Raw genomic sequence first — 23,726 nt, forward strand, 5'->3', positions numbered from 1 at the left:
CCGTTCTAGAGCCTCCGAATTAAGTTTCAGTTAAGTTTTCCCCGCTAGCGTAGGAAACCAGTCCACGAAGACTGTGATCTATGGCCTGTGCGTGTCATCTAATTCCTCGCATAGCCAGAATCTTTCACCGGTAAAATGGATTTACCAACTCACCGTCAAGAGGATGAATCATGCCCGTCAAGGACCCATCCAAGGTCGTTCCGCAGGCCCCCGCGGAGAGCGCCGATGCCGCCCTCAAGCACATCGTCGACGGCTTCCTGCGTTTCCACCATGACGTCTTCCCTGAGCAGCAAGAGCTGTTCAAGAAGCTCGCCACCGCGCAAACGCCGCGCGCCATGTTCATCACCTGTGCCGACTCGCGCATCGTCCCCGAGCTGATCACCCAGAGCTCGCCAGGCGACCTGTTCGTTACCCGTAACGTCGGCAACGTGGTTCCGCCGTATGGCCAGATGAACGGCGGTGTTTCCAGCGCCATCGAGTACGCCGTGTCGGCGCTGGGTGTGCACCACATCATCATCTGTGGCCACTCCGACTGCGGCGCGATGCGTGCGGTACTCAACCCGCAATCGCTGACCAAGATGCCGACCGTTTCCGCCTGGCTGCGGCATGCCGAAGTGGCACGTACCGTGGTCGAGAACAACTGCGCCTGCGGCAGCGAGCACGAAACCATGCAGGTGCTGACGCGGGAAAACGTCATCGCCCAGTTGCACCACCTGCGCACCCACCCGTCGGTGGCCTCGCGCCTTGCGGCTGGCGAGCTGTACATCCATGGTTGGGTCTATGACATCGAGACCAGCCGGATCGAAGCCTACGATGCCGCCAGCGACAGCTTCATGCCCCTGGCCGCCGGTGAGCCGGTGCCCTGCGCGACTCCGAGAGGCCGCTACTAAGCGACCCATCCAACGCTAGAACCTTGATAGCCAGCTGCACCCCGCAGGGGTGTGGCGCGGCCTTCGGCTGCCTTGAATTCCCTGACTGCCCTGCCGGCATGCTCGCTGGCGGCCCGCGCCTGCGCGTTTGTCAGGGGCCAAACGTGCCCATGGCCAGAGGAAAGGCCATGTGACAGAGAAAGGAGAAACACGGTGAACATTACACAGTTGAAAGCGGCCTTGCCGCGAGAGTTGCTGGCGTCGGTTGTGGTCTTCCTGGTAGCCCTGCCCTTGTGCATGGGCATTGCGATCGCTTCGGGCATGCCACCGGCCAAAGGCCTGATAACCGGCATCATCGGCGGTATCGTGGTGGGCTTTCTGGCCGGTTCGCCGCTGCAGGTCAGTGGCCCTGCGGCCGGCTTGGCCGTGCTGGTGTTCGAGTTGGTGCGCCAGCACGGCGTGGCGATGCTCGGGCCGATCCTGCTGCTGGCGGGGTTGCTGCAATTGCTGGCCGGGCGCTTGCGCCTGGGCTGCTGGTTCCGCGTCACTGCCCCGGCGGTGGTGTATGGCATGCTGGCTGGTATCGGTGTACTGATCGTGCTGTCACAGGTGCATGTGATGTTCGACACGGCGCCGCAGCCTTCGGGCTTGCAGAACCTGATCGGCTTCCCCGCCACGGTGGCTAGCGCCCTGCCCTTTGAAAGTGCCGGCAGCGGCTGGCAGGCCGGCCTGCTCGGTATGGGCACCATCGCCGTGATGTGGGGCTGGGAGCGTTTTCGGCCACAGCGGCTGCGGTTTTTACCTGGCGCCTTGCTCGGTGTGGGGGGGATGACGCTGCTCAGCATGTGGCTGGCACTGCCAGTCAATCGTGTGCAGGTGCCGGCCGACTTGTCCGAGGCCATCGACTGGCTGCGCCCCGAAGATCTGCTGCAATTGGCTGATCCGACCTTGCTGGTGGCCGCCTTCGCGCTGGCGTTCATCGCCAGTGCCGAAACCCTGTTGTCTGCCGCAGCGGTGGACCGCATGCACAGCGGCCAGCGCTCGGACTTCGACCGGGAACTCTCCGCGCAGGGTATCGGCAACATGCTCTGCGGTGTATTGGGCGCCCTGCCCATGACCGGCGTGATCGTGCGCAGTTCGGCCAATGTGCAGGCCGGCGCGCAAACCCGCGCATCGGCGATCCTCCATGGCTTGTGGTTGTTGGCGTTCGTGGTGGCCTTGAGCAGTGTGCTGCAGCAGATTCCGGTGGCGAGCCTGGCGGGGGTGCTGGTGTACACCGGTATCAAGTTGGTGGACTTCAAGGCCTTTCGCGGGCTTGGCCGCTACGGTCGCATGCCGATGTTCACCTACGCAGCAACAGCGCTGGCGATCATCTTCACTGACCTGCTGACCGGTGTGCTGCTGGGCTTTGCCCTGACGCTGCTGAAGTTGGCACTCAAAGCGGCCCGCCTGAAGATCAACCTGCTCAGCCTGGACCGGCCGGGGCACATGGAGCTGAGGCTCACCGGCGCCGCCACCTTCCTCAAGGTGCCGGCACTGACCCAGGTGCTGGAAACGGTGCCAGCTGGCACCCAGTTGCACGTCCCGCTGGCCAACCTGAGTTACATCGACCATTCGGTGCTGGAGTTATTGGAAGACTGGGGGCGTACGCAGCGCAGCGCCGGTTCACGCCTGCTCATCGAGCCGCGTGGGCTCAAGCGGCGTATCGAGGGGGGCTTGCGCACTGCGGCAGAGTGTTGAGCTCAGTCTTCCTCGACGACACGCACGGAGGGCGAGCCGGGCCACGTACCATACAGGTTGATGGTCCGGCTGCCGCCAACCCACTGGCTGAGGGGCGTTGTCCAGTGCCGCGTCAACGTTTGATTGGCGCCTACGTTGACGAATTCGGCGCTGAAGTCGAGATTTCTGGCGCCCAGCGGAAGGGTGAAGTTATGCGACAGGCCGCCGGAAATGGTCATCGGGCCAACCGTGGTGCGGCGCTCGCCTGGAAGATCATAGGCAATCGATACCTTGGTGATGTAGGTGGTGGCCGAGGTGGCCTTGCTGTCGACATGCAGTTGCAAGCTGCCAATTTTGCGCACCCAGATCGGAATGATCATCCTGTCCGGGCCAAAGGAGGCAAAGCTGTAAGCTACCGGCAGTGGGAGGGTGGCAACCTGGCCATCTTGCGCAGGTAGAGTATGCGATTCCACCGACGCGGTATCGCGGGTGGAAATGAACGTTGCTCCGCCTTTGCCTGAAATACCGTTTTCGCCCAGCAAGGTGTTCAGGCCGCTGGCTGAACCCGAAAGGGAGAATTTGGCATTCTTGCTCTTGGCGCCGGCATTCACGCCGCTATCGGCCAGAATGACGCTCGTTACCACGCCAAAGCCCTCTGCAATCCGGCCATCGCTGGCCATGCCGACTTTCTGTGCCTGCGCGTACAGCCAATCGTATTGGTCGTGGATCAGGGCCAGGTCATTCAGACGTTGCTCTCCATGGAGGGCAAACTCCGAAGCGATCGACTCCTCTTTACCGAAGTTCCACTCCAGCGTCAGGTCTGGCTTGACCTGAGCCCCGGTGGCAGGGTCGATCACGGTCCCTGAAACATTGGCCTTGGTCTCCCTGCGGGAGACGTCCTTGGAGCTGATGGCCCAGCGGCGCCCTTGCTCGACATTGGAAATCTGTACGGAGGGCAACGCTTCGTTGACCAGGGTGAAATCGCCGGACGCCGGGTCGATGATACCCACCGCTCCGGGTTTGATGACTGGGTTGAGGGCCCAGTTGCCCCAAAGGGTGGAGCGGCTGCCGCGTAACAGGTCCGTGTAAAGCCTGTTCCATTTGATGCTCATGGTTTCTTCCTCGCCTTGTTAGGTCAGTGCCTACCCCGTAAGGAGGCGGGAAGAATCTATCCGTGCGCGGTACAGCCGATCAGTTGGAGCCTGTTCCCATTGGGCTGCAGGCAGCGGTCAGGCGGGTTGGCCCAGTTCGACCCCCAGCTGGCGCGACAGGCATGGCCAGCGTTTCCAGGCCTCACCAGTCTTCGGGCTGCTCAAGGTTTCCCGGTAGGCTTCCACGGATTCGGTAGCGAAGCTTTCCTCGTCCAGCATTTCATCCACCGAGTGGTGCACCACCTCATCGAGCTGGTTGGCGAAGGTCTCTCCGATCAGTTGATGGGCAATCAGGTTGGCCATGGTGGTATCGAAGGGGATCAGTGGTTGCTGGAAGTGGCGGATATAAAGATCGTTCACCTCCTCCACCAAACGGTGCGCCAGGTAGGCTTCATCCAGCAGGCAGTCCAGGCCCACGTGCCCCTGCATAACGCTCGGCGGCTGCAGGAAATAGGCCTCAGCGATCTTCAGCACGGGTTTGATCTGCGATTCGATACCGGCCTCCAGCGCCACCGCGTGGGCAGCTTCGAGCAACTCGGGCACTTGGTCGATATAGGCGCTGACGAAGCGCGCCAATGTACCCTGGGCGTCCTGCTCAGGCAGCTGGATCGAGGGGTGCAGATGGGGCAGTTGCAGCTCGAGACGCTCTTTCAGTTGGCCGGTCTGGCGTTCGTGATCGTGGGCTTGGCTTATCTGCTCGCGTACAGCAGCGATGTTCATGACAACTCCAGGGACAATACGTTTCAAACGGAAGACACTAAATTAGCTCGGTATACAGAATACCTAAGACGCATTTGTTATAAACCACGCAAACGTGTGCGCTGTTGGGCATATGCAGGTGCCATCATTATGCCATTTAGCGTCTAGGGCAGGCTTTACAGGCGTTTTCACGATTTCGTGAAGATCATTTCACCCGCGCCGTTGCGTGCCATTGGTCGCTGTCTATACTCGGGTTGAACGTGATTCGCTGATGAGGCCCGACTGCTTATCGCAGGGGCTCGGTCGTCGAAGCCAGGCAGTCTTGACCGCCGTTCCCTCTTGCCGCAGGCCATGCCTCCGGGACAACAAGAATTAGAAGGGGAACCCGCAATGATGCGACATCCACCCGTCTGGATGGGCCTCCTGTTGTGGACGGTTTTCGGTCAGGCGAACGCCGCCTGGACCGTAAACATGGCGCCGGGGGCGACGGAAGTCTCCAACGCCGTGTTCGACCTGCACATGACCATCTTCTGGATATGCGTGATCATCGGCGTCGTGGTGTTCGGCGCGATGTTCTGGTCCATGGTCATCCACCGCCGTTCCACCGGCCAGCAAGCTGCGCATTTCCACGAGCACACCTGGGTGGAAATCCTGTGGACCGTGGTCCCCTTGCTGATCCTGGTGGCCATGGCCATCCCCGCCACCAAGACCCTGATCGACATCTACGACGCCAGCGAATCGGACATTGATATCCAGGTTACGGGCTATCAGTGGAAATGGCACTACAAATACCTGGGCCAGGATGTGGAGTTCTTCAGCAACCTGGCCACCCCTGCCGACCAGATCCAGAACAAGGCGCCCAAGGACGAGCACTACCTGCTTGAGGTCGACCAGCCGCTCGTGCTGCCGGTGGGCGCGAAAGTGCGCTTTCTGGTGACCGCCGCCGACGTGATCCATTCCTGGTGGGTTCCGGCTTTCGCGGTCAAGCGCGACGCCATCCCTGGCTTCGTCAATGAAGCCTGGACCCGGGTCGAGAAGCCCGGCATCTACCGCGGCCAATGCACCGAGCTGTGTGGCAAGGACCACGGTTTCATGCCGGTGGTGGTGGAGGTCAAGTCCAAGGCCGACTACGACACCTGGCTCGGCGAGCGCAAGGCCGAGGCGGCCAAACTCAAAGAGCTGACCAGCAAGGAATGGACCCTTGAAGAGTTGGTCGCCCGTGGCGACAAGGTTTACCACACCACCTGCGTGGCCTGTCACCAGGCCGAGGGCCAGGGCTTGCCGCCGATGTTCCCGGCACTCAAGGGCTCGAAGATCGCCACCGGCCCCAAGGATGCCCACCTGGACATCGTCTTCCACGGCAAGCCCGGCACCGCCATGGCGGCCTTCGGCAAGCAGCTGTCTGAAGTCGATATCGCCGCCGTGGTCACCTACGAGCGCAACGCCTGGGGCAATGACACAGGCGACATGGTGACACCGAAGGACGTGCTGGCGCTCAAGCAGGCACAAGCGCAATGAACCGGGTTACTCGCGGCAGTCAGTGGGCTGCAGGAGACAGGACATGAGTGCAGTGATCGACGACCACGCCCACGGCCATGAGCATGCCCACGGCCCGGCCAAGGGCCTGATGCGCTGGGTGCTGACCACCAACCACAAGGACATCGGCACGATGTACCTGTGGTTCAGCTTCATCATGTTCCTGCTTGGCGGTTCGTTCGCCATGGTGATACGCGCCGAGCTGTTCCAGCCCGGGCTGCAGATCGTCGAGCCGGCATTTTTCAACCAGATGACCACCATGCACGGCCTGATCATGGTGTTCGGCGCGGTGATGCCGGCCTTCGTCGGTTTGGCCAACTGGATGATCCCACTGATGATCGGCGCGCCGGACATGGCCCTGCCGCGGATGAACAACTTCAGTTTCTGGCTGCTGCCGGCAGCGTTCCTGATGCTGGTATCGACCCTGTTCAGCCCCGGTGGTGGGCCGAATTTCGGCTGGACGTTCTACGCTCCGCTTTCCACCACCTATGCCCCCGCCAGCGTGACGTTCTTCATATTCGCCATCCACTTGATGGGTATCAGCTCAATCATGGGGGCCATCAACGTCATAGCCACCATTCTCAACCTGCGCGCACCGGGCATGACCCTGATGAAAATGCCGCTGTTCGTCTGGACCTGGCTGATCACGGCCTTCCTGCTGATCGCGGTGATGCCGGTGCTGGCCGGCGTGGTCACCATGATGCTGATGGATATCCACTTTGGCACCAGCTTCTTCAGTGCCGCCGGTGGCGGTGACCCGGTGCTGTTCCAGCATGTGTTCTGGTTCTTCGGCCATCCCGAGGTGTACATCATGATCCTGCCGGCCTTCGGCGCGGTCAGCTCGATCATCCCGGCGTTCTCGCGCAAGCCACTGTTCGGCTACACCTCGATGGTCTACGCCACGGGTGCCATCGCCTTTTTGTCGTTCATCGTCTGGGCGCATCACATGTTCGTGGTCGGCATCCCGGTGGTGGGCGAGTTGTTCTTCATGTACGCGACCATGCTCATTGCCGTGCCCACCGGGGTGAAGGTGTTCAACTGGGTCAGCACCATGTGGGAAGGCTCACTGACCTTCGAGACGCCGATGCTGTTCGCCATCGCCTTCGTCATCCTGTTCACCATCGGTGGGTTCTCGGGGTTGATGCTGGCCATCGCGCCGGCGGACTTCCAGTACCACGACACCTACTTCGTGGTGGCGCACTTCCACTACGTGCTGGTGCCCGGGGCGATCTTCGGCATCTTCGCCTCGGCCTATTACTGGCTGCCGAAGTGGACCGGCCACATGTACGACGAAACCCTCGGCAAGCTGCATTTCTGGCTGTCGTTCATCGGTATGAACCTGGCCTTCTTCCCCATGCACTTCGTTGGCCTGGCAGGCATGCCGCGGCGCATTCCTGACTACAACCTGCAGTTCGCCGACTTCAACATGGTGTCATCGGTCGGGGCATTCATGTTCGGTGCCACGCAGATCTTCTTCCTGTTCATCGTCATCAAGTGCATTCGCGGCGGCGCGCCGGCCCCGGCCAAACCCTGGGACGGGGCCGAGGGGCTTGAGTGGTCGGTGCCTTCGCCGGCGCCGTATCACACCTTCCAGACGCCACCGGATGTGAAATAGGTAACCGCCCATGACCGGCCAACCGCTCAAACGCCTGGTGCTGCGCCTGTTGATGCTGACGGTGGTGATGTTCGCCTTCGGCTTTGCCCTGGTGCCGATCTACGACGTCATGTGCAGGGCCTTCGGCATCAATGGCAAGACGGGCGGGCAGTATGAAGGGAGCCAGGTCAGCGATCCGACGCGTTCGGTGCGGGTGCAGTTCATGTCGACCAATGCCGGTGACATGGTCTGGGATTTCTACGCCACTGCCGACCAGCTCGCGGTCAACCCGGGGGCCGTCAACCAGATGATCTTCGTGGCTCACAACACCACTGACCGGCCGATGACCGCCCAGGCCGTACCCAGCATCACTCCGGCCGAGGCCGCGGCGTACTTCCACAAGACCGAGTGCTTCTGCTTTACCCAGCAGGTGCTGCAGCCCGGCGAACGTATCGAGATGCCCGTGCGCTTCATCGTCGACCGGGACCTGCCGGCCACTGTGAAGCACCTGACACTGGCCTACACCTTGTTCGACATCACCGCTCGCCACCCGCCGGTCGCGCATGTCGCGCCCCAGGACGTTCAGGGCGCCCGTTAAGGGAAGGAGAACAGCAATGGCAAGTCATGAACACTACTACGTCCCTGCGCAGAGCAAATGGCCGATCATTGCCACCATCGGAATGTTCATCACGGTGTTCGGCCTTGGCACGTGGTTCAACGACCTCAAGGCTGGCCACCCCGATTCCCACGGGCCGCTGATTTTCTTCGTCGGTGCGCTGTTGCTGGCCTACATGCTGTTCGGCTGGTTCGGTGCGGTGGTGAAGGAAAGCCGCGCCGGGCTGTACAGCGCGCAGCTGGACCGCTCGTTCCGCTGGGGCATGAGCTGGTTCATCTTCTCCGAGGTGATGTTCTTCCTGGCGTTTTTTGGCGCACTTTTCTATGTACGGGTACTGGCCGGACCCTGGCTCGGCGGAGAAGGCGCCAAAGGTGTCGCACACATGCTGTGGCCCAGTTTCGAGTTCGCCTGGCCCCTGCTCAATACCCCGGACCCCAAGTTGTTCCCGCCGCCCAAGGACGTCATCGACCCTTGGCACCTGCCTTTGATCAACACCATTCTGCTGGTCAGTTCGAGCGTGACCATCACCATCGCCCACCATGCGCTGCGGCGTGGCCACCGTGGGGCGCTGAAGCTGTGGATGGCCATCACCATCTTGCTGGGGCTGAGCTTTATCGCACTGCAGGCCTACGAATACTTCGAGGCCTACACCCACTTGGGCCTGACGCTGGGCTCGGGGATCTACGGCGCGACCTTCTTCATGCTCACAGGCTTCCACGGTGCCCACGTGACCTTGGGCACGATCATTTTGATCGTCATGTTCGTGCGCATCCTGCGGGGCCACTTCAACCCGGACAAACACTTCGGCTTCGAGGCGGCAAGCTGGTACTGGCACTTCGTCGATGTGGTGTGGGTTGGGCTGTTCATCTTTGTGTATGTGCTGTGAAGAGCGACACAGCCCTTTCGCGCCACAAGGCCGCCCCTACAGGTGGCGGCTGACGGCCTAGAAGGGAGCGTGGGAGACGAGCTGGCCAGAGATGAAGCCATATGCCACCAGGGCGATGGTCACGCAGGCCAAGGTGACACGCACGGTCAGTGCCTTGAGCAGGCGGGTGGAGTTCTCATCGTCCTTGACCAGAAACACCAGGCCGCTGAACAGGCTGGCGATGGTGGCCAACAGCATCATGACAATCGCGGCCTTGAGCATGGCGTTTCTCCAGGGGGATGCGGTGATGTGGATAAGTATAGCGAGGCGCCCGTGAGGCTGTTTCGCCCGGGCTGGGTACCCACCCTGGTAGTGCTTGCGCTACTGCCGGGCTTGATCGCCCTTGGCTGCTGGCAATTGGGCCGAGCCGCCGAAAAGCGCGCATTGCTGGCCAGCCATGCCGAGCGTAGCGTCGACGCGCCGCTTTCCGCCGCCCAGTTGCAGCTGAGCGACGACCCCGCCTTCCGCCGTGTGCACCTCTACGGCCGCTTCGATGCCGAGCACAGCGTGCTGCTGGACAACCGCATGCGCGACGGCCAGGCCGGCGTCGAGTTGCTGCAGCCGTTTCTCGACCAGCCCAGCGGCCTGTGGCTGTGGGTCAACCGCGGGTGGCTGCCCTGGCCCGACCGCCGCGTGCCGGTGCCCTTCGACACCCCTGCGCAGGCTCTGGCCCTGGATGCCTCGGTATACGTAGCGCCGGGCAGCACCTTTCAATTGCACCCCGACCCCGTTGGCGGCCAGTGGCCGCACCTGCTGACGGCGGTGAACCCCGTGCAACTGTGGCAACAGCTGCGGCGCGCAGGCTTCGCCCATGAACTGCGCCTGCAGCCTGGCCCGGCGGCGTACCGCCTGGACTGGCCAGTGGTGGCCATGGGGCCGGAAAAACACCTGGGCTATGCCGTGCAATGGTTCGCCCTGGCGACCGCGCTGGTGTTGCTCTACCTCTACTTTGGCTGGCACAACAAAAAGGAGAACCGCCATGGCCGCCACCACCACTCCACTGGACATGCCTGAACGTCGCAAACCCAGAGCCCGCGGGCGTTTGCAGCTGATCCTGATTCTGCTGGTGGTGCTCGGCCCGATGATCCTGGCCACCAGCATGTACAAGCTCAAGTTCTGGGTGCCGGAAGGCCGAAGCTATCACGGCACGATGATCGGCAATGGCCAGAGCCGCGGCGATATCGGCATCGCTGGCGAGGACGCCCGTTGGCAACTGCTGGTCAGCGCCCCGGAAAACTGTGCTGAAGACTGCCAGCGTCTGGTTTACCTGGCGCGGCAGATCCAGATTGGCCTTGGCCGGGACGCCAGCCGTGCCAGCCATGCCTTGGCCGCTGCCCAACCGTTGAGCGCCGGCTACCAGGCCTTGCTGGCGCGCGAGTACCCACAGTTGCAGCGTTATCCACTCGATCCCCAGCGCTACCTTCAGAAGGTAGGAGACCCCGCGCCGCATCTGTGGATCGTCGACCCGCACGGCAATCTGGTGCTGCGCTATGACGGCAAGGTCAGCGGCAAGCATGTACTGGATGACCTGCGCCACCTGCTCAAGCTGTCCAACATCGGCTAGGAGCCTTGCCATGGCCAGACCTGGATTCCGCCTCGCTGTGTTCGCCACCCTGCTGGCACTGCTGGTCGTACTGCTCGGTGCGTATACCCGCCTGACTCATGCTGGCCTCGGCTGCCCCGACTGGCCTGGCTGCTATGGCTTCATCAGCGTGCCGAAAACCGACGCGCAGCTGGCCCATGCCGAACTGCACTTCCCCGAGCACCCGGTGGAGGTCGCCAAGGGCTGGGCCGAGATGGTCCATCGTTACTTTGCCGGCACGCTTGCCGTAGTGATCGCCCTGCTCGCCTTCCAAGCCGTGCGCCGGCATTCACGCGACGGCCAGCCCTACCGCCTGCCGGTGCTGCTGCTGGGCGCAGTGCTGGCCCAGGCGGCATTCGGCATGTGGACAGTAACCCTCAAGCTGTGGCCGCAGGTCGTCACCGCACATCTGCTGGGTGGCTTCACTACCCTGGCCTTGCTGTTCCTGCTATCGCTGCGTCTATCTCGGGCCTTTGCGCCATTACCGAAACTACCGCTGAGCTTGCGACGGATCGCTGCCTTGGCGCTGCTGGTAGTGATCGGGCAGATTGCCCTGGGCGGCTGGGTCAGTTCCAACTATGCGGCCGTTGCCTGCATTGACCTGCCGACCTGCCATGGCCAGTGGTGGCCGGCAGCGGACTTCAGCAACGGCTTCCACCTGACCCAGCACGTGGGCCCCAATTACTTGGGCGGGCAACTGGACAGCGATGCGCGCACGGCCATCCATATCAGCCATCGGCTGGGCGCTCTTCTGGTCACTGGTGTGTTGCTGATGCTCAGCTGGAAGCTGCACCGCTGTGGCTTGTCTGGGTTGGGGCGCCTGGTACTGCTGGTGCTGGCGCTGCAGGTAGGCCTGGGCATCAGCAACGTGATGTTGCACCTGCCGCTGGCGGTGGCGGTGGCGCATAACGCAGGCGGCGCACTGTTGCTGCTGAGCATGGTGCTGGTCAACTACCGTATCCGTGTCGTCGACAAGGTGCGTGTGGGCCAAGGCTGGCGCCTCACGCCGGTGACAGGCGTGGGCGCGCCCCATCACTTGAGGAACGCTTCGTGGCGACGCTTTTAAGTGCCCAACGTGCGGGCTGGCGCGACTATCTGGAGCTGACCAAGCCCAAGGTGGTGGTGCTGATGCTGATCACTTCGCTGGTAGGCATGTTCCTGGCGACCCGTGCCGGGGTGCCTTGGCGTGTGCTGCTGTTCGGCAATCTGGGGATTGCCCTGTGCGCGGGGGCCGCGGCGACGGTCAACCATGTGTTGGACCGGCGCATCGATGCGCTGATGGCCCGCACCCACAAGCGGCCGCTGGCCGAGGGGCGGGTCGCGCCGGTGCCGGCACTGTTATTCGCCCTCGCCCTGGCGCTGCTGGGTATGGCCCTGTTGCTGGTGTTCACCAACGCCCTCGCTGCCTGGCTGACGCTTGCCTCTCTACTCGGCTATGCGGTGCTCTACACCGGCTTTCTCAAGCGCGCGACCCCGCAGAACATCGTTATCGGAGGCCTGGCAGGCGCGGCCCCGCCGCTGCTTGGCTGGGTGGCAGTGAGTGGCCATGTCAGTGCCGAGCCCTTGTTGCTGGTGCTGATCATCTTCGCCTGGACGCCACCACACTTCTGGGCGCTGGCCATTCACCGCAAGCAGGAGTACGCCAAGGCCGATATCCCGATGCTGCCGGTGACCCACGGCGAGCGCTACACCAAGCTGCACATCTTGCTCTACACCCTGATCCTGCTGGCGGTGACCCTGCTGCCCTACGCCATCCACATGAGCGGCCCGTTGTATCTGGCCTGCGCCATCGCCCTTGGTCTGCGCTTCCTGCAATGGGCCTGGGTGTTGTACCGTGGCAGCCGGCCGCACGCGGCGATCGGCACCTTCAAGTACTCTATCGGGTACCTGTTCGCGCTGTTCATCGCGTTGCTTGTTGACCACTACCTGTTGCTGAACCTATGACCCGAACCCAGAAAACCGTCTTCATCCTCGTTGCCCTGGTCGCGTTGATCATGGGCCTGACCGTCAACAAGGTGCTCAATGGCAGTGACCAGCCAAACCCCACGCAGTTGATCGATGCCGGCATCATCCTCCTGCCGCAGAGCCGCACGGTCGCCGACGTGACCATGACCAACCAGGACGGCCAGCCGGTGCAGCTGGACGAGCTCAAGGGCAAATGGTCGCTGCTGTTCTTTGGCTACACCTATTGCCCGGATATCTGCCCTACTACCCTGGCGCAGTTGCGGCAGGTGAAGAGCGAGCTGCCCAAGGAAGCGGTCGACCGCCTGCAGGTGGTACTGGTGAGTGTCGATCCGAACCGCGACACGCCGAACCAGCTCAAGCAGTACCTGGGCTATTTCGACAAGGATTTCGTCGGCGTGGCGGGGTCGATCGAAGATACTCAGAAGCTGGCCAATGCCTTGAGCATTCCGTTCATCCCGGCCGATACCAGCAAGCCCGGTTATACCGTGGATCACAGCGGCAACCTGGCGATTGTCGGGCCGGACGGTCGTCAGCGTGGGTTCATCCGGGCGCCGTTCAACAACCAGAAGCTGGTGGCGCAGTTGCCGGGGCTTGTGAAGCGCGATTGAAACTCCCGGCCTGCTTAGGCCAGCGCGGCACAAGGCCGCTCCACAAGGCACCGCACGCGCCTTCAGGCGCGCGCGGTCTTGCTAACACAAGGCGGTATCAAGTCCCGGACTTGATCCTGGTCCAGGCCCGCGTCCGCGCCCGCTCTGCCTCACGCGTCAAAGGCTTGAGCGTGTACAGCTTGGCCATTGCCTCAGGGGTCGGATACAGGTTGGGATTATTGCGAATCGCTGGGCTGACCTGATCCGTCGCATCCTTGTTCGGGTTCGGGTAGCCGACAAAGTCGCTGATCGGCGCAATCACCTCTGGGCGCAGCAGGTAGTTGATGAACGTATGCGCATCCTCCGGGTTGGCGGCGCCTTTCGGAATCGCCAGCATGTCGAACCAGATCGGCGCGCCCTCCTTGGGCAGCCGCATGTCCACCACCACACCGTTCTTCGCATCTCGGGCGCGGTTTGCGGCCTGGGAGAAGCTGCCGGAATAACCAACGGCAACGCAGATATCGCCGTTGGCGATGTCCGCCATGTACTTGGAAGAGTGGAAGTAGGTGATATACGGGCGGATCTTCAGCAGCAGGGCTTGGGCTTGCTTGTAGTCACCTGGCTTGCTGCTGTTGGGGTCCAGCCCGAGGTATTGCAACGCCAGAGGCAGGATCTCTGATGGCGAGTCGAGCAGCGCTACGCCGCACTGCTTGAGCTTGGCGATGTTCTCTTCCTTGAAGAGCAGGTCCCAGCTGTCCACCGGAGCCTTGTCGCCCAGTACTGCCTTGACCTTGTCTGGGTTGAAACCGATCAGCACCGTGCCGTACATGTAAGGCACGGCGAACTTGTTGCCCGGGTCGTTGGCCTCGATCAGCTTCATCAATGCCGGGTCCAGGTGTTGCCAGTTCGGCAGCTTGCTGCGGTCCAGTGGCTGGAACACCCCCGCCTCTATCTGCTTGGCGAGGAACACGTTGGACGGCACTACCACGTCGTAGCCGGAGTTACCCGTTAACAGCTTCGCCTCCAGGGCTTCGTTGGTGTCGAAAATGTCGTAGACCAGCTTGACGCCGCTGTCCTTCTGGAAGCTGGTCAAGGTTTGCGGGGTGATGTAATCGAACCAGTTGTACACGCGCAAGGTGCGCTGTTCGGCTTGCGCCTGAAGGGCGCCGGCGCACAGGGTGGCCGCGATGAGTGGGGCGAGCAGGCGCTTGAGTCTGGCCATTATCGGGCTCCTGGCTGGGCGAGCTGGAAACCTTCCAGCACATTGACCGCGTTGATACCGATTTCTTCCACTGCGTAGCCGCCTTCCATCACGAACAAGGTCGGCTTGCCGAGCTGGGCGATACGCTTGCCCATTTCCAGGTAGTCCGGGCTGTCCAGCTTGAACTGAGAGATAGGGTCATCCTTGAAGGTATCCACCCCCAGTGAGATGACAAGCACGTCAGCGTCGTAGCCGGCGATGCGCGTGCAGGCATCCTCCAGCGCAGCGCTCCAGGCGGCCCAGTCACTGCCCGCTGGCAGCGGATAGTTGATGTTGCAGCCAGCGCCCGCACCTGCGCCGGTTTCGTCCGCGTAGCCCAAAAAGAACGGGAACTCGTCTTGCGGGTCGCCGTGGATCGAGGCGAAGAACACGTCTTCGCGGTGGTAGAAGATGTCCTGGGTGCCATTGCCATGGTGGTAGTCGACGTCGAGGATAGCCACCTTGGCCCTGCCCTGGTCGAGGAAGGCTTGGGCTGCGATCGCGGCGTTGTTCAGGTAGCAGTAACCTCCCATCACCTCAGCGGCGGCGTGATGCCCTGGTGGGCGGCACAGGGCGAAGGCCGCATGGGCGCCTTGCTCGATTGCAGCCTGGGCGGTGAGGGCAACCTGTGCTGCGCTGTAGGCGGCTTGCCAGGTACCCGCTGTGATGGGCGCGCCGGCATCGAAACTGTAGTAACCCAGTTCGCCATGCAGGCCGGTGGGTTTGACCTGGCGCAAGGTGCGAGCTGGCCAGGTGAAGGGCAGCAGGTCGCCTTCCTGACCCAACGCGGCCCAACGCGCCCAGGCACCTTCGAAGAAGTCGAGATAGTCGGCGCTGTGGATGCGCTGCAGCGGTGCACGGCCGAAATCGGTCGGGGCCTGGACAGCACCGAGGTTGCGCTTTTTCACTTGCTCGAGCACATGGTCAGCGCGCGACGGCATTTCGAAGCAGGGCATCAGTTTGCCGTCGATCAGCTCGCAGCGGCCGTGGTGCAGGCGGTGGTCATCGGAATAGATCGTCAGCATTGTTGTTCTCCGGTGGTACTGGCGTTGGCCCATTTTCACGGGCTGCCGGGTGCGGGAGAACGACGCAAACGGCCAAAAGGGGATCGATGTGGCCAAGCTCGCAGGCCCCGCTCAACCTCGGAAATGGCTGGGCGCAACACCGCTCCACCGCTGGAACGCATGCCGGAAGCTCGCCGTCTCACTGAACCCCAGGCGCTCGGCAATCCGGTAGATCGGCATCTTGTCATCGGCGAGCAATTGCTTGGCGCGCTCGAACCGAAGCTCATCGAGCAGCTGTTGATAACTGCTGCCGAGCGCCTGCAAGTGCCGGCGCAAGGTGCGAGACGAACAGTTCATCTGCCGCGCCAAGCCCTCAAGGCCGGGGGCAGCGTCCAGTTGCTGCAGCAGCAACTGGCGAATCCGCCCCAGCCAGGCCTGGCGCCCTGTGAATTCAAGGTTCAGGCGCCGGCAGCGTTCGCTCATGGCTTTGTGCGTGATCGGGTCGGCAAGCGGCAGCGGCGTGTCCAACCAGTGTCGATCGAACGCAAAGGCGTTGTCTTTCGCGTCGAAGCCCAGAGGGCAGGGGAAGGCCCCGTTGTAGCGCTGATGGTAGGCAGGCTGGGCATGCGCGAAGCGGGCGCCGAGCAGGGGCAGTGGCCGGCCCAGCAGGTCGTCACAGATGACTTTGAGCGACACCAGGCAGAACTCGGCATTGAAAGCGGCCAGCGCCGGGAGGTCGCGATATTCGTCGGCGCTAAGCCAGATGCGCTGGCCGTCGTCTGTCAGGCGTAAGCGAAAGACTGTTCCCAGCAGTGCCGGATACTGCAAAGCCAGCCGCAAGGCGTCACCCAAAGTGGCACTGGAGAGCAGGGCGTAACCCAGCATGCCGTAGCACGACACATGCATGCGCTGGCCCAGTTCCAGGCCAATGTCCTCACGCCGTGCCACGGCATTGGCGCATACCTGCAGCTCTTGCTGGGTGGTGATGCGCGCATCGGCATGGCCAAGGTCTGCCAGGCCTATACCGCTGCCAGCCAGCAGCGCCGTAGCCTCGCACCCTTGCTCCTGGAACAGGTTGAGGATCAGCGAAACCGCGTTGAGGGTGGTCATGTGGCTGTGCAGCATGCTCGGTATTTCCGTGGGGCTGGGAAACATTACAGAGCAAGTTGTGTGCCGGGATCGCGCGGGCGAAAAAAAGGGCCCGTAGCGTGCGCTCGGGCCCTTGAAAGGTCGAGAGGTGTCTAGTCCCTCAAACCTGGTGAGACTGTTTGCAGCAGCCGGGTTACGCCTTCAGCGGAACCAGACGTGGAGCGATCATGTTTTCCGGGCGCAGGATGTCGTTGAGCATCGCTTCGTCCAGCAGCTGTTCTTCGCGTACCAGCTCCAGCACGCCACGGCCGGTTTCCAGGGCTACGCGGGCAATACGGGTGGCGTTTTCGTAGCCGATGTAAGGGTTCAGGGCGGTGACCAGGCCGATCGAGTGCTCCACCAGTTCACGGCAGCGCTGTTCGTTGGCGGTGATGCCGACGATGCAGTGCTCGCGCAGCATGTCCATGGCACGCTGGAGCAGGCGGATCGAGTCGAAGATCTTGTAGGCGATCAGCGGCTCCATCACGTTCAGCTGCAGCTGGCCACCTTCAGCGGCGACGGTCAGGGCCAGGTCGTTGCCCATGATGGCGAAGGCAACCTGGTTGACGGCCTCCGGGATGACCGGGTTGACCTTGCCTGGCATGATCGAGCTGCCTGGCTGACGCGCTGGCAGGTTGATTTCGTTGATGCCGGTACGTGGGCCGCTGGACAGCAGGCGCAGGTCGTTGCAGATCTTCGACAGCTTGACTGCAGTGCGCTTGAGCATGCCGGAGAACAGCACGAAGGCGCCCATGTCCGAGGTGGCTTCGATCAGGTCGGCAGCCGGTACCAGCGGCTGGCCGCTGATGGTCGCCAAACGCTGTACGGCCAGGGCCTGGTAGCCAGGGTCGGCGTTGATGCCGGTGCCGATGGCGGTACCGCCCAGGTTGATTTCGGTCAGCAGTTCCGGGGCCAGCGAGCGCAGACGCTGCAGGTCTTCGGTCATGGTGGTGGCGAAGGCGCGGAACTCCTGGCCCAGGGTCATCGGCACGGCGTCCTGCAGCTGGGTGCGGCCCATCTTCAGTACGTGGTCGAACTCTTTACCTTTGGCAGCGAAGGCCTGGATCAGGCTGTCGAGGCTGGCCAGCAGCGCGTCGTGGCCCAGCAGCAAGCCCAGACGGATGGCGGTCGGGTAAGCATCGTTGGTCGACTGCGCCATGTTCACATCGTTGTTCGGGTGCAGGTACTGGTATTCACCCTTCTGGTGGCCCATGGCCTCCAGCGCGACGTTGGCGATGACCTCGTTGGCGTTCATGTTGGTGGAAGTACCAGCGCCACCTTGAATCATGTCCACCACGAACTGGTCGTGGAAGTCACCGCGGATCAGGCGGGCGCAGGCCTCGCTGATGGCGGCGTGCTTGGCATCGCTCAGGTGCCCCAGCTCACGGTTGGCATCGGCAGCAGCCTGCTTGACCATGGCAAGTGCCACGACCAGCTTCGGATAGTGCGACAGCGGAACACCGGAGAGATGGAAGTTGTTGGCAGCGCGCAGAGTCTGGATGCCGTAGTAGGCATCGGCAGGGACTTCAAGGGTACCAAGCAGATCTTTTTCGACGCGGAACGATGCAGCGGAGGACATGATGGATATCATCTCGATTTTGACCCGGCACCTGCCGGAATGGCGCTAATGCTAGGCCTTAAGGGGTTTTTGCGGCCAATGCTGTTGCACGCTAACCTATGCACAAACGGCATAGTGTTTGATGTGACGCCAATTGACATTCGAGCGTGTTCCATTTTGGTGCATGCCGGGAGATTCGTTTAGTGAACCTAGAAAGCAAATGGCTGGAAGACTTCAGTGCGCTGGCCGCCACCCGCAGTTTTTCCCAGGCAGCGGAGCGCCGTTTCGTCACCCAACCAGCGTTCAGCCGACGTATTCGCAGCCTGGAGGCGGCGCTCGGCCTGACGTTGGTGAATCGTTCCCGCACGCCCATCGAGCTGACGGCGGCGGGTCAGCTATTTCTCGTAACGGCGCGTACCGTTGTCGACCAGTTGAGTGAAGTTCTACGCCATTTGCATCATCTTGAAGGTGGCCAGGGCGAGGTGATCCAGGTGGCGGCGGCGCACTCGCTGGCGTCTGGCTTTTTCCCGCGCTGGGTTGCGCAACTGCGTAACGATGGTTTGAACATCGCCACGCGGCTGGTGGCCACCAACGTCGGTGATGCTGTGCATGCGTTGCGCGAAGGTGGCTGCGATCTGATGCTGGCTTTCTATGACCCGGATGCGGCGCTGCAGATGGACGCCGAAATCTTTCCCTCGCTGCACATGGGCACCACCGAAATGCTTCCGGTGTGCGCCGTAGGGGCAGATGGAAAGCCCATGTTCGACCTTGAGGGCGACGCCAGCGTGCCGTTGCTTGCATACAGTGCGGGCGCCTTCCTTGGCCGTTCCGTGAGCCTGCTGCTGCGCCAGCGCAATTTGCGCTATACCACGGTGTACGAGACAGCCATGGCCGACAGTTTGAAGAGCATGGCCTTGGAAGGCATGGGCGTTGCCTGGGTGCCCCGGCTTTCGATGCGTGGCGAACTGGAGCGTGGCGAGCTGGTCATCTGCGCAGGGGCCCAGTGGCATGTGCCACTGGAAATCCGCTTGTATCGCTGTGCTCTGGTGCGCAAGGCCAACGTGCGCCTGCTATGGCGCAAGCTCGAGTCCGCGGGTGCGCAAGGCGAAGGCTCAGTGTGAGTTGTACTTGAGGTAGTCGGCGATATTCGCCCGGTTCTTGTCGCTATACCGGTAGCAGTTCGATCGCGCCGGGATTCGCCGGTGCGTATAGGTTTCGCAAACCCAGCCGTTGAACTTCAGTTCGGCGTCTTCATGCGTGGCGGAAAGCAGATGGCCGATTTCATGGGCGGCGCTGCTGTAAGCGGCCATTGAGGCGATGGCGGTGTTCTGTTTGAAGTAGGCCAGGCCCGCATTGTAGTTCAGCCCGCTGTGGTCATAGCTGTTTTGCGTCATCAGCAGGTGCTTGTGCATGAAAGAGAAGCGTTGGTCCGAGGTCAGTTCCTGCACGCCTTGGGTAAATGCCTCAAGAATCTCGTTGGATGGCTTGCCTTGATAATCCATATCGGTGATGCCCGGAACGTTGCGTCGCACGATCAGTTCCGTGGGGTGGGCGGTGAAACTGCGCATCTCATCGATCCAGTGCTGAAAGTAATCCTTGTGCACTTGCTCGTCGCTGATGCTGGCCAGCTCGTCGTGAAGATAAACGGTCACGACCAGTGACTTGGCCGCTACGGCGCAAGGCAACTGCAGGGACAGCAGGAGGCTGAAAAGGAGGGTGAGGGTCTTGGGCATTACGGTTCTCCAGGTAGATCGAGTGGGTGGCCGCGATCGTCACCACCTGGCAGGCCGCTCGGCAGTCGGAAAAAGTTGTCCCACGAGACAGCTTGCCCTTTGATCCGACATGTGCTTGTGGGGGTGGGCGGGCCGACTTGAAATACGCTACAATCCCGCGCCTTCGGCCAGCCTGGTCGATTCAGAATCCGTATGACAAGCCACGCCGGTCCACCTGCGTGGCTTGTTGCTTTTAGCGCGCCAGAAGGCGCTTGCAGGAGAGGCTCGACGATGAGTGCACTGGTTGGCGTGATCATGGGCTCCAAGTCCGATTGGTCCACCCTTAGCCACACCGCCGATATGCTGGAAAAACTCGGCATTCCCTACGAAGTGAAGGTGGTTTCCGCCCACCGCACCCCGGATCTGCTGTTCCAGTACGCCGAAGAGGCCGAAGGGCGTGGCATCGAGGTGATCATCGCTGGCGCGGGTGGCGCAGCGCACCTGCCAGGCATGTGCGCCGCCAAGACCCACCTGCCGGTGCTGGGTGTGCCGGTACAGTCGTCGATGCTGTCGGGTGTCGACTCGCTGCTGTCGATCGTCCAGATGCCTGCCGGTGTACCCGTTGCCACCCTGGCCATCGGCCGTGCCGGTGCGGTCAACGCCGCGCTGCTGTCGGCGAGCATCCTCGGCGCCAAATACCCGCACTATCACGCGGCGCTCAAGCAGTTCCGCACCGAGCAGACCGACACTGTGCTGGACAATCCAGACCCACGTCAGGCTTGAGGCTGAACCCATGAAGATCGGTGTTATCGGTGGCGGCCAGCTGGGCCGCATGCTGGCTCTGGCGGGCACCCCGCTGGGCATGAACTTCGCCTTCCTCGACCCGGCGCCGGACGCCTGCGCTGCGGCTCTTGGCGAGCATCTGCGTGCCGACTACGGCGACCAGGACCACCTGCGCCAGCTGGCGGACGAAGTCGACCTGGTGACCTTCGAGTTCGAAAGCGTCCCGGCCGAGACCGTCGCCTTCCTCTCGCAGTTCGTCCCGGTGTACCCGAGCGCCGAAGCGCTGCGCATTGCCCGCGACCGCCTGTTCGAAAAGAGCATGTTCCGCGACTTGGGCATTCCCACCCCGGCCTTCGCCGATATTCTTTCCCAGGCCGACCTTGATGCAGCGGTGGCCAGCATCGGCCTGCCGGCCGTGCTCAAGACCCGGACCCTGGGCTACGACGGCAAGGGCCAGAAGGTTCTGCGCACCCCTGAGGATGTGCTAGGTACCTTTGCCGAGTTGGGCAGCGTGCCGTGCCTGCTGGAAGGCTTCGTGCCGTTCACTGGCGAAGTGTCCCTGGTGGCCGTGCGAGCACGCGATGGCGAAACCCGCTTCTACCCGTTGGTGCATAACACCCACGAGAGCGGCATCCTGCGCCTGTCCGTAGCAAGCCAGGCACACCCGCTGCAGGCGCTGGCCGAAGACTACGTCGGCCGTGTGCTCAAGCAGCTGGACTATGTGGGTGTGATGGCCTTCGAGTTCTTCGAAGTCGACGGTGGCCTCAAGGCCAACGAGATCGCCCCGCGTGTGCACAACTCCGGGCACTGGACCATCGAAGGGGCCGAGTGCAGCCAGTTCGAAAACCACCTGCGCGCCGTCGCCGGCCTGCCGCTGGGTTCGACTGCCAAGGTAGGCGAGAGCGCCATGCTCAACTTCATCGGTGAGGTGCCGGCAGTGGACAAGGTCATCGCCATCGATGACTGCCACCTGCATCACTATGGCAAGGCCTTCAAGGCCGGGCGCAAGGTCGGCCACGCCACCCTGCGTTGCCAGGATATGGCCACCCTCGAGCGCAAGATTGCCGAGGTAGAGGCCTTGATCAGCAACTGACAGGCCATCTGATCGAACTTCTGCAAGCGGTTCGCCCTCTGAAATGGCAACAAGCCAAAGCGCTGTCTAGGCTTTGGCTTGCTCCATCTTCACTGCAGAGGGATTGCCATGGGCATCATTGGAACTATCTTCATCGGCCTGATCGTTGGCCTGCTGGCGCGCTTCATCAAGCCCGGCGACGACAGCATGGGCTGGATCATGACCATCCTGCTGGGTATTGCCGGCTCTTTGATCGCCACGTATGGCGGCCAGGCCCTGGGGATTTATCAGGCTGGCCAGGCAGCGGGCTTCTTCGGCGCGCTGGTCGGTGCCGTCATCCTTCTGGTTATCTTCGGCTTCATCAAGAAGCGCTGAATACTGGTTAGAATGCTCGGCAATTCATCCGATTTGCCGAGCATATTCATGCGTGCCTTTTTTCTCATCCCCATGCTTCTGGCCAGCGCCCTGGCCCATGCCGAGCTGCCTGAAACCGACTGGCTCGAACTGATGCCCAAGTCGGACCAGAAAGCCCTCGAGCAAATGCCAGAGATTGACCATAACTCGCCGGAGGCGATGGGTACCTTCACCGACAAGGGCGGCCTCAAGCAAAGCAAGGGCCTGCCAGCGGTGATGTATTCGACCAAGACCGTGGCCGCGATGAACGGCAAGGAAATTCGTCTCGGCGGTTACCCGGTGCCGCTTGAAAGCGATGCCAAGGGTAATAACACGCTGTTCTTCCTGGTGCCTTACCCGGGCGCCTGCATCCATGTACCGCCGCCGCCGCCCAACCAGCTGGTGCTGGTGCGCTATCCGAAGGGGTTGAAGATCGATGACATCTACACGCCGTTGTGGGTGAGCGGGACGTTGAAGGTTGAAAAGGTCAGCAACGACATGGCCGATGCGGCGTATGCGCTGGACGCCGCGAAGGTGAGGGTGGTGCAGGACGCTGACCTGTGAAGGGGCTGCTTCGCAGCCCATCGTGAAACAAGGCCGCTCAGGTGTGGGCGGCCTGCGTAGCAGGAGCTTTGTAGCGCGAAAGAACCGCAAAGCGGTCCCGGCAGTGGAATCAAAGCCCTTCGCTGCCAATCGCCACGTGCAGGGAATGAACGGCCCCAGGCTTCAACTCCACCACATCGTCCCAGACATTCGCCGTCTCGATGCACAGCATTCGCTGCCAGCCATCATCGGCCATGTCAGGCAATTCCTGGGCTCTATCGGTCCAAGGGTTCCAGATCACCGCTGAACGTGAACCACGGCTGTTCAGGGTAATGCGCCGATTCCAGTGCGGATCGACAATGCTCAGTTGCCCAGGCGTATTCAGGTAGATGCGATCGGTCTCACCGGCAAACGTCAGCGCACCCTGTTGCTGGCGCTGCTCCCAGTCAGCCAGGGTCTCGATGTAGTCCAGCCCTTCGACACCCTCGACCCGCGCCTCACGCACATCGCTGACGGCAAAGTAGCTGTGCAGGGCCTGGCTGATGGTGACTGAGCTGTTGCCCCTGTTACGGCTGGTCAGGGTCAGCTCAAGCGCATCACCCATGACGATCAGCAGTTTCAGCTCGACGTCATGCGGCCAGTGCGGCAGATCGCCCTGGGCTTCTGGCAGTTCGAATTCGATGCGCAGCGCGCTGGCCGCTTCTTCGATGCCCAACAGTTTCCAGTCACGCGTGCGGGCCAGGCCATGGGCCGGCGCCTGCGTGCCATGGAACATGCCTTGAACAGCTTCGGGGTTGCGCTGCAGGTTGCCGAACCACGGCCAGCACACCGGCACACCTGCGCGCACCGACTTGCCCTGGCGGAATATGGCCTGGTCACTCAGCCACAGCAGCGGCGGCTCGCCAACGTGCTGGTAGCTGAGGATCTGCGCACCCTGTTGGGCGATCAGTAGTTCGGCACGGTCGCTGGTGATACGCCAGCAATTGAGTTCGCCGTGTTGCTCGTTTACGACCTGGTAGGTAGCCATTGCGCTTGTCTCATTGATTGCCT

The 23,726-nt window shown here is 62.2% G+C and carries 25 protein-coding genes; 16 read left to right on the forward strand and 9 right to left on the reverse strand.

Annotated elements, in window-relative coordinates; translation table 11 throughout:
• Nucleotides 1-170: 170 nt before the first annotated feature.
• Together OSW16_RS00565 and OSW16_RS00570 are read left to right on the forward strand one after the other, a co-directional pair.
• Nucleotides 171-890, forward strand: coding sequence for a carbonic anhydrase (locus OSW16_RS00565; RefSeq protein WP_241806693.1), 720 nt, complete (start codon nucleotides 171-173; stop codon nucleotides 888-890).
• A 192-nt stretch (nucleotides 891-1,082) separates the two neighbouring features.
• Nucleotides 1,083-2,609: a SulP family inorganic anion transporter gene (locus OSW16_RS00570; RefSeq protein WP_267819972.1), complete on the forward strand. Its 1,527-nt coding sequence runs from the start codon at nucleotides 1,083-1,085 to the stop codon at nucleotides 2,607-2,609.
• 2 nt (nucleotides 2,610-2,611) lie between these two features.
• Here OSW16_RS00570 and OSW16_RS00575 read toward each other — a convergent pair whose 3' ends face one another.
• Nucleotides 2,612-3,700, reverse strand: a complete 1,089-nt coding sequence (locus tag OSW16_RS00575) for a hypothetical protein (RefSeq protein ID WP_267819974.1) — start codon at nucleotides 3,698-3,700, stop codon at nucleotides 2,612-2,614.
• 117 nt (nucleotides 3,701-3,817) lie between these two features.
• Nucleotides 3,818-4,459, reverse strand: a complete 642-nt coding sequence (locus OSW16_RS00580; protein ID WP_267819976.1) for a hypothetical protein — start codon at nucleotides 4,457-4,459, stop codon at nucleotides 3,818-3,820.
• A gap of 369 nt (nucleotides 4,460-4,828) precedes the next feature.
• Between OSW16_RS00580 and coxB the strand changes: the two genes are divergently transcribed.
• The 4 genes from coxB to OSW16_RS00600 are packed head-to-tail and all read left to right on the forward strand — an operon-like array spanning nucleotide 4,829 to nucleotide 9,070.
• Nucleotides 4,829-5,956: a cytochrome c oxidase subunit II gene (coxB, locus tag OSW16_RS00585; protein ID WP_241806697.1), complete on the forward strand. Its 1,128-nt coding sequence runs from the start codon at nucleotides 4,829-4,831 to the stop codon at nucleotides 5,954-5,956.
• A gap of 43 nt (nucleotides 5,957-5,999) precedes the next feature.
• The gene (ctaD, locus tag OSW16_RS00590; RefSeq protein WP_012312075.1) at nucleotides 6,000-7,589 is read left to right on the forward strand and encodes a cytochrome c oxidase subunit I; all 1,590 of its coding nucleotides are present in this window, start codon (nucleotides 6,000-6,002) and stop codon (nucleotides 7,587-7,589) included.
• Between the two features lie 10 nt (nucleotides 7,590-7,599).
• A complete protein-coding gene (locus OSW16_RS00595; RefSeq protein WP_241806698.1) occupies nucleotides 7,600-8,166 on the forward strand; it encodes a cytochrome c oxidase assembly protein in 567 nt (188 codons plus the stop codon).
• 16 nt (nucleotides 8,167-8,182) lie between these two features.
• Complete coding sequence (locus OSW16_RS00600) at nucleotides 8,183-9,070, forward strand: cytochrome c oxidase subunit 3 (RefSeq protein ID WP_267819980.1); 888 nt, start codon at nucleotides 8,183-8,185, stop codon at nucleotides 9,068-9,070.
• Nucleotides 9,071-9,127: 57 nt separating this feature from the next.
• Here OSW16_RS00600 and OSW16_RS00605 read toward each other — a convergent pair whose 3' ends face one another.
• A complete protein-coding gene (locus OSW16_RS00605; RefSeq protein ID WP_241806700.1) occupies nucleotides 9,128-9,331 on the reverse strand; it encodes a twin transmembrane helix small protein in 204 nt (67 codons plus the stop codon).
• Between the two features lie 51 nt (nucleotides 9,332-9,382).
• On the opposite strand from OSW16_RS00605, the gene OSW16_RS00610 reads away from it, so the two are divergent.
• Genes OSW16_RS00610 through OSW16_RS00630 form a run of 5 tightly spaced genes read left to right on the forward strand, consistent with a single transcriptional unit; the run spans nucleotide 9,383 to nucleotide 13,264 of the window.
• Nucleotides 9,383-10,123, forward strand: coding sequence for an SURF1 family protein (locus OSW16_RS00610; protein ID WP_241806701.1), 741 nt, complete (start codon nucleotides 9,383-9,385; stop codon nucleotides 10,121-10,123).
• Nucleotides 10,089-10,673: a hypothetical protein gene (locus tag OSW16_RS00615; RefSeq protein ID WP_267819983.1), complete on the forward strand. Its 585-nt coding sequence runs from the start codon at nucleotides 10,089-10,091 to the stop codon at nucleotides 10,671-10,673. Before OSW16_RS00610 ends, OSW16_RS00615 begins: the two co-directional genes overlap by 35 nt.
• A gap of 10 nt (nucleotides 10,674-10,683) precedes the next feature.
• Nucleotides 10,684-11,757 carry a COX15/CtaA family protein gene (locus OSW16_RS00620; protein ID WP_267819985.1) on the forward strand — a complete coding sequence of 358 codons (1,074 nt, stop codon included), beginning with the start codon at nucleotides 10,684-10,686 and terminating at the stop codon, nucleotides 11,755-11,757.
• Nucleotides 11,742-12,635, forward strand: coding sequence for a heme o synthase (cyoE, locus tag OSW16_RS00625; RefSeq protein ID WP_267819987.1), 894 nt, complete (start codon nucleotides 11,742-11,744; stop codon nucleotides 12,633-12,635). Before OSW16_RS00620 ends, cyoE begins: the two co-directional genes overlap by 16 nt.
• Nucleotides 12,632-13,264, forward strand: coding sequence for an SCO family protein (locus OSW16_RS00630; protein ID WP_267819989.1), 633 nt, complete (start codon nucleotides 12,632-12,634; stop codon nucleotides 13,262-13,264). Before cyoE ends, OSW16_RS00630 begins: the two co-directional genes overlap by 4 nt.
• 97 nt (nucleotides 13,265-13,361) lie before the next feature.
• Here the strand turns inward: OSW16_RS00630 and OSW16_RS00635 are convergent, their stop codons facing one another.
• The 4 genes from OSW16_RS00635 to aspA all read right to left on the reverse strand — a co-directional run bounded on the left by OSW16_RS00635 (nucleotide 13,362) and on the right by aspA (nucleotide 18,194).
• Nucleotides 13,362-14,465, reverse strand: coding sequence for a polyamine ABC transporter substrate-binding protein (locus OSW16_RS00635; protein WP_267819991.1), 1,104 nt, complete (start codon nucleotides 14,463-14,465; stop codon nucleotides 13,362-13,364).
• Nucleotides 14,465-15,508, reverse strand: coding sequence for a histone deacetylase family protein (locus tag OSW16_RS00640; RefSeq protein ID WP_241806707.1), 1,044 nt, complete (start codon nucleotides 15,506-15,508; stop codon nucleotides 14,465-14,467). Before OSW16_RS00640 ends, OSW16_RS00635 begins: the two co-directional genes overlap by 1 nt.
• Before the next feature lie 111 nt (nucleotides 15,509-15,619).
• Nucleotides 15,620-16,612: an AraC family transcriptional regulator gene (locus tag OSW16_RS00645; RefSeq protein WP_267819993.1), complete on the reverse strand. Its 993-nt coding sequence runs from the start codon at nucleotides 16,610-16,612 to the stop codon at nucleotides 15,620-15,622.
• Between the two features lie 157 nt (nucleotides 16,613-16,769).
• Nucleotides 16,770-18,194, reverse strand: a complete 1,425-nt coding sequence (gene aspA, locus OSW16_RS00650) for an aspartate ammonia-lyase (protein WP_241806709.1) — start codon at nucleotides 18,192-18,194, stop codon at nucleotides 16,770-16,772.
• Nucleotides 18,195-18,376: 182 nt separating this feature from the next.
• Between aspA and OSW16_RS00655 the strand changes: the two genes are divergently transcribed.
• Nucleotides 18,377-19,294, forward strand: a complete 918-nt coding sequence (locus OSW16_RS00655) for a LysR substrate-binding domain-containing protein (protein ID WP_241806710.1) — start codon at nucleotides 18,377-18,379, stop codon at nucleotides 19,292-19,294.
• Here the strand turns inward: OSW16_RS00655 and OSW16_RS00660 are convergent.
• Entirely contained in the window at nucleotides 19,286-19,906 is a 621-nt protein-coding gene (locus tag OSW16_RS00660; RefSeq protein WP_267819996.1) for a hypothetical protein, read from the reverse strand. The two genes, OSW16_RS00655 and OSW16_RS00660, sit on opposite strands and share 9 nt — an antisense overlap.
• Nucleotides 19,907-20,176: 270 nt before the next feature.
• Between OSW16_RS00660 and purE the strand changes: the two genes are divergently transcribed.
• The 4 genes from purE (at nucleotide 20,177) to OSW16_RS00680 (ending at nucleotide 22,697) form a co-directional block, all read left to right on the forward strand.
• Complete coding sequence (gene purE, locus OSW16_RS00665; protein ID WP_125924414.1) at nucleotides 20,177-20,668, forward strand: 5-(carboxyamino)imidazole ribonucleotide mutase; 492 nt, start codon at nucleotides 20,177-20,179, stop codon at nucleotides 20,666-20,668.
• Between the two features lie 10 nt (nucleotides 20,669-20,678).
• Entirely contained in the window at nucleotides 20,679-21,761 is a 1,083-nt protein-coding gene (locus OSW16_RS00670; RefSeq protein WP_241806712.1) for a 5-(carboxyamino)imidazole ribonucleotide synthase, read from the forward strand.
• 108 nt (nucleotides 21,762-21,869) lie between these two features.
• On the forward strand, nucleotides 21,870-22,115 hold the full coding sequence (locus OSW16_RS00675; RefSeq protein WP_241806713.1) for a GlsB/YeaQ/YmgE family stress response membrane protein: 246 nt from the start codon (nucleotides 21,870-21,872) through the stop codon (nucleotides 22,113-22,115).
• Between the two features lie 48 nt (nucleotides 22,116-22,163).
• Entirely contained in the window at nucleotides 22,164-22,697 is a 534-nt protein-coding gene (locus OSW16_RS00680) for a DUF3299 domain-containing protein (protein WP_418942026.1), read from the forward strand.
• Between the two features lie 109 nt (nucleotides 22,698-22,806).
• Here the strand turns inward: OSW16_RS00680 and OSW16_RS00685 are convergent, their stop codons facing one another.
• Nucleotides 22,807-23,703 (reverse strand): D-hexose-6-phosphate mutarotase, encoded by an 897-nt coding sequence (locus tag OSW16_RS00685; protein WP_267819999.1) that lies wholly within the window; start codon nucleotides 23,701-23,703, stop codon nucleotides 22,807-22,809.
• Nucleotides 23,704-23,726 lie beyond the last annotated feature (23 nt).

The sequence above is a fragment of the Pseudomonas putida genome, assembly GCF_026625125.1.
GTDB classification, from domain to species: domain Bacteria; phylum Pseudomonadota; class Gammaproteobacteria; order Pseudomonadales; family Pseudomonadaceae; genus Aquipseudomonas; species Aquipseudomonas putida_X.

Coding starts and splice junctions, on each gene's coding strand:
- OSW16_RS00565 (WP_241806693.1), top strand. CDS start 171: ATGCCCGTCAAGGACCCATCCAAGGTCGTTCCGCAGGCCCCCGCGGAG.
- OSW16_RS00575 (WP_267819974.1), bottom strand. CDS start 3,700: ATGAGCATCAAATGGAACAGGCTTTACACGGACCTGTTACGCGGCAGC.
- OSW16_RS00580 (WP_267819976.1), bottom strand. CDS start 4,459: ATGAACATCGCTGCTGTACGCGAGCAGATAAGCCAAGCCCACGATCAC.
- coxB (WP_241806697.1), top strand. CDS start 4,829: ATGATGCGACATCCACCCGTCTGGATGGGCCTCCTGTTGTGGACGGTT.
- ctaD (WP_012312075.1), top strand. CDS start 6,000: ATGAGTGCAGTGATCGACGACCACGCCCACGGCCATGAGCATGCCCAC.
- OSW16_RS00595 (WP_241806698.1), top strand. CDS start 7,600: ATGACCGGCCAACCGCTCAAACGCCTGGTGCTGCGCCTGTTGATGCTG.
- OSW16_RS00600 (WP_267819980.1), top strand. CDS start 8,183: ATGGCAAGTCATGAACACTACTACGTCCCTGCGCAGAGCAAATGGCCG.
- OSW16_RS00605 (WP_241806700.1), bottom strand. CDS start 9,331: ATGCTCAAGGCCGCGATTGTCATGATGCTGTTGGCCACCATCGCCAGC.
- OSW16_RS00615 (WP_267819983.1), top strand. CDS start 10,089: ATGGCCGCCACCACCACTCCACTGGACATGCCTGAACGTCGCAAACCC.
- OSW16_RS00620 (WP_267819985.1), top strand. CDS start 10,684: ATGGCCAGACCTGGATTCCGCCTCGCTGTGTTCGCCACCCTGCTGGCA.
- OSW16_RS00630 (WP_267819989.1), top strand. CDS start 12,632: ATGACCCGAACCCAGAAAACCGTCTTCATCCTCGTTGCCCTGGTCGCG.
- OSW16_RS00635 (WP_267819991.1), bottom strand. CDS start 14,465: ATGGCCAGACTCAAGCGCCTGCTCGCCCCACTCATCGCGGCCACCCTG.
- OSW16_RS00640 (WP_241806707.1), bottom strand. CDS start 15,508: ATGCTGACGATCTATTCCGATGACCACCGCCTGCACCACGGCCGCTGC.
- OSW16_RS00645 (WP_267819993.1), bottom strand. CDS start 16,612: ATGCTGCACAGCCACATGACCACCCTCAACGCGGTTTCGCTGATCCTC.
- aspA (WP_241806709.1), bottom strand. CDS start 18,194: ATGTCCTCCGCTGCATCGTTCCGCGTCGAAAAAGATCTGCTTGGTACC.
- OSW16_RS00660 (WP_267819996.1), bottom strand. CDS start 19,906: ATGCCCAAGACCCTCACCCTCCTTTTCAGCCTCCTGCTGTCCCTGCAG.
- purE (WP_125924414.1), top strand. CDS start 20,177: ATGAGTGCACTGGTTGGCGTGATCATGGGCTCCAAGTCCGATTGGTCC.
- OSW16_RS00670 (WP_241806712.1), top strand. CDS start 20,679: ATGAAGATCGGTGTTATCGGTGGCGGCCAGCTGGGCCGCATGCTGGCT.
- OSW16_RS00675 (WP_241806713.1), top strand. CDS start 21,870: ATGGGCATCATTGGAACTATCTTCATCGGCCTGATCGTTGGCCTGCTG.
- OSW16_RS00680 (WP_418942026.1), top strand. CDS start 22,164: ATGCGTGCCTTTTTTCTCATCCCCATGCTTCTGGCCAGCGCCCTGGCC.
- OSW16_RS00685 (WP_267819999.1), bottom strand. CDS start 23,703: ATGGCTACCTACCAGGTCGTAAACGAGCAACACGGCGAACTCAATTGC.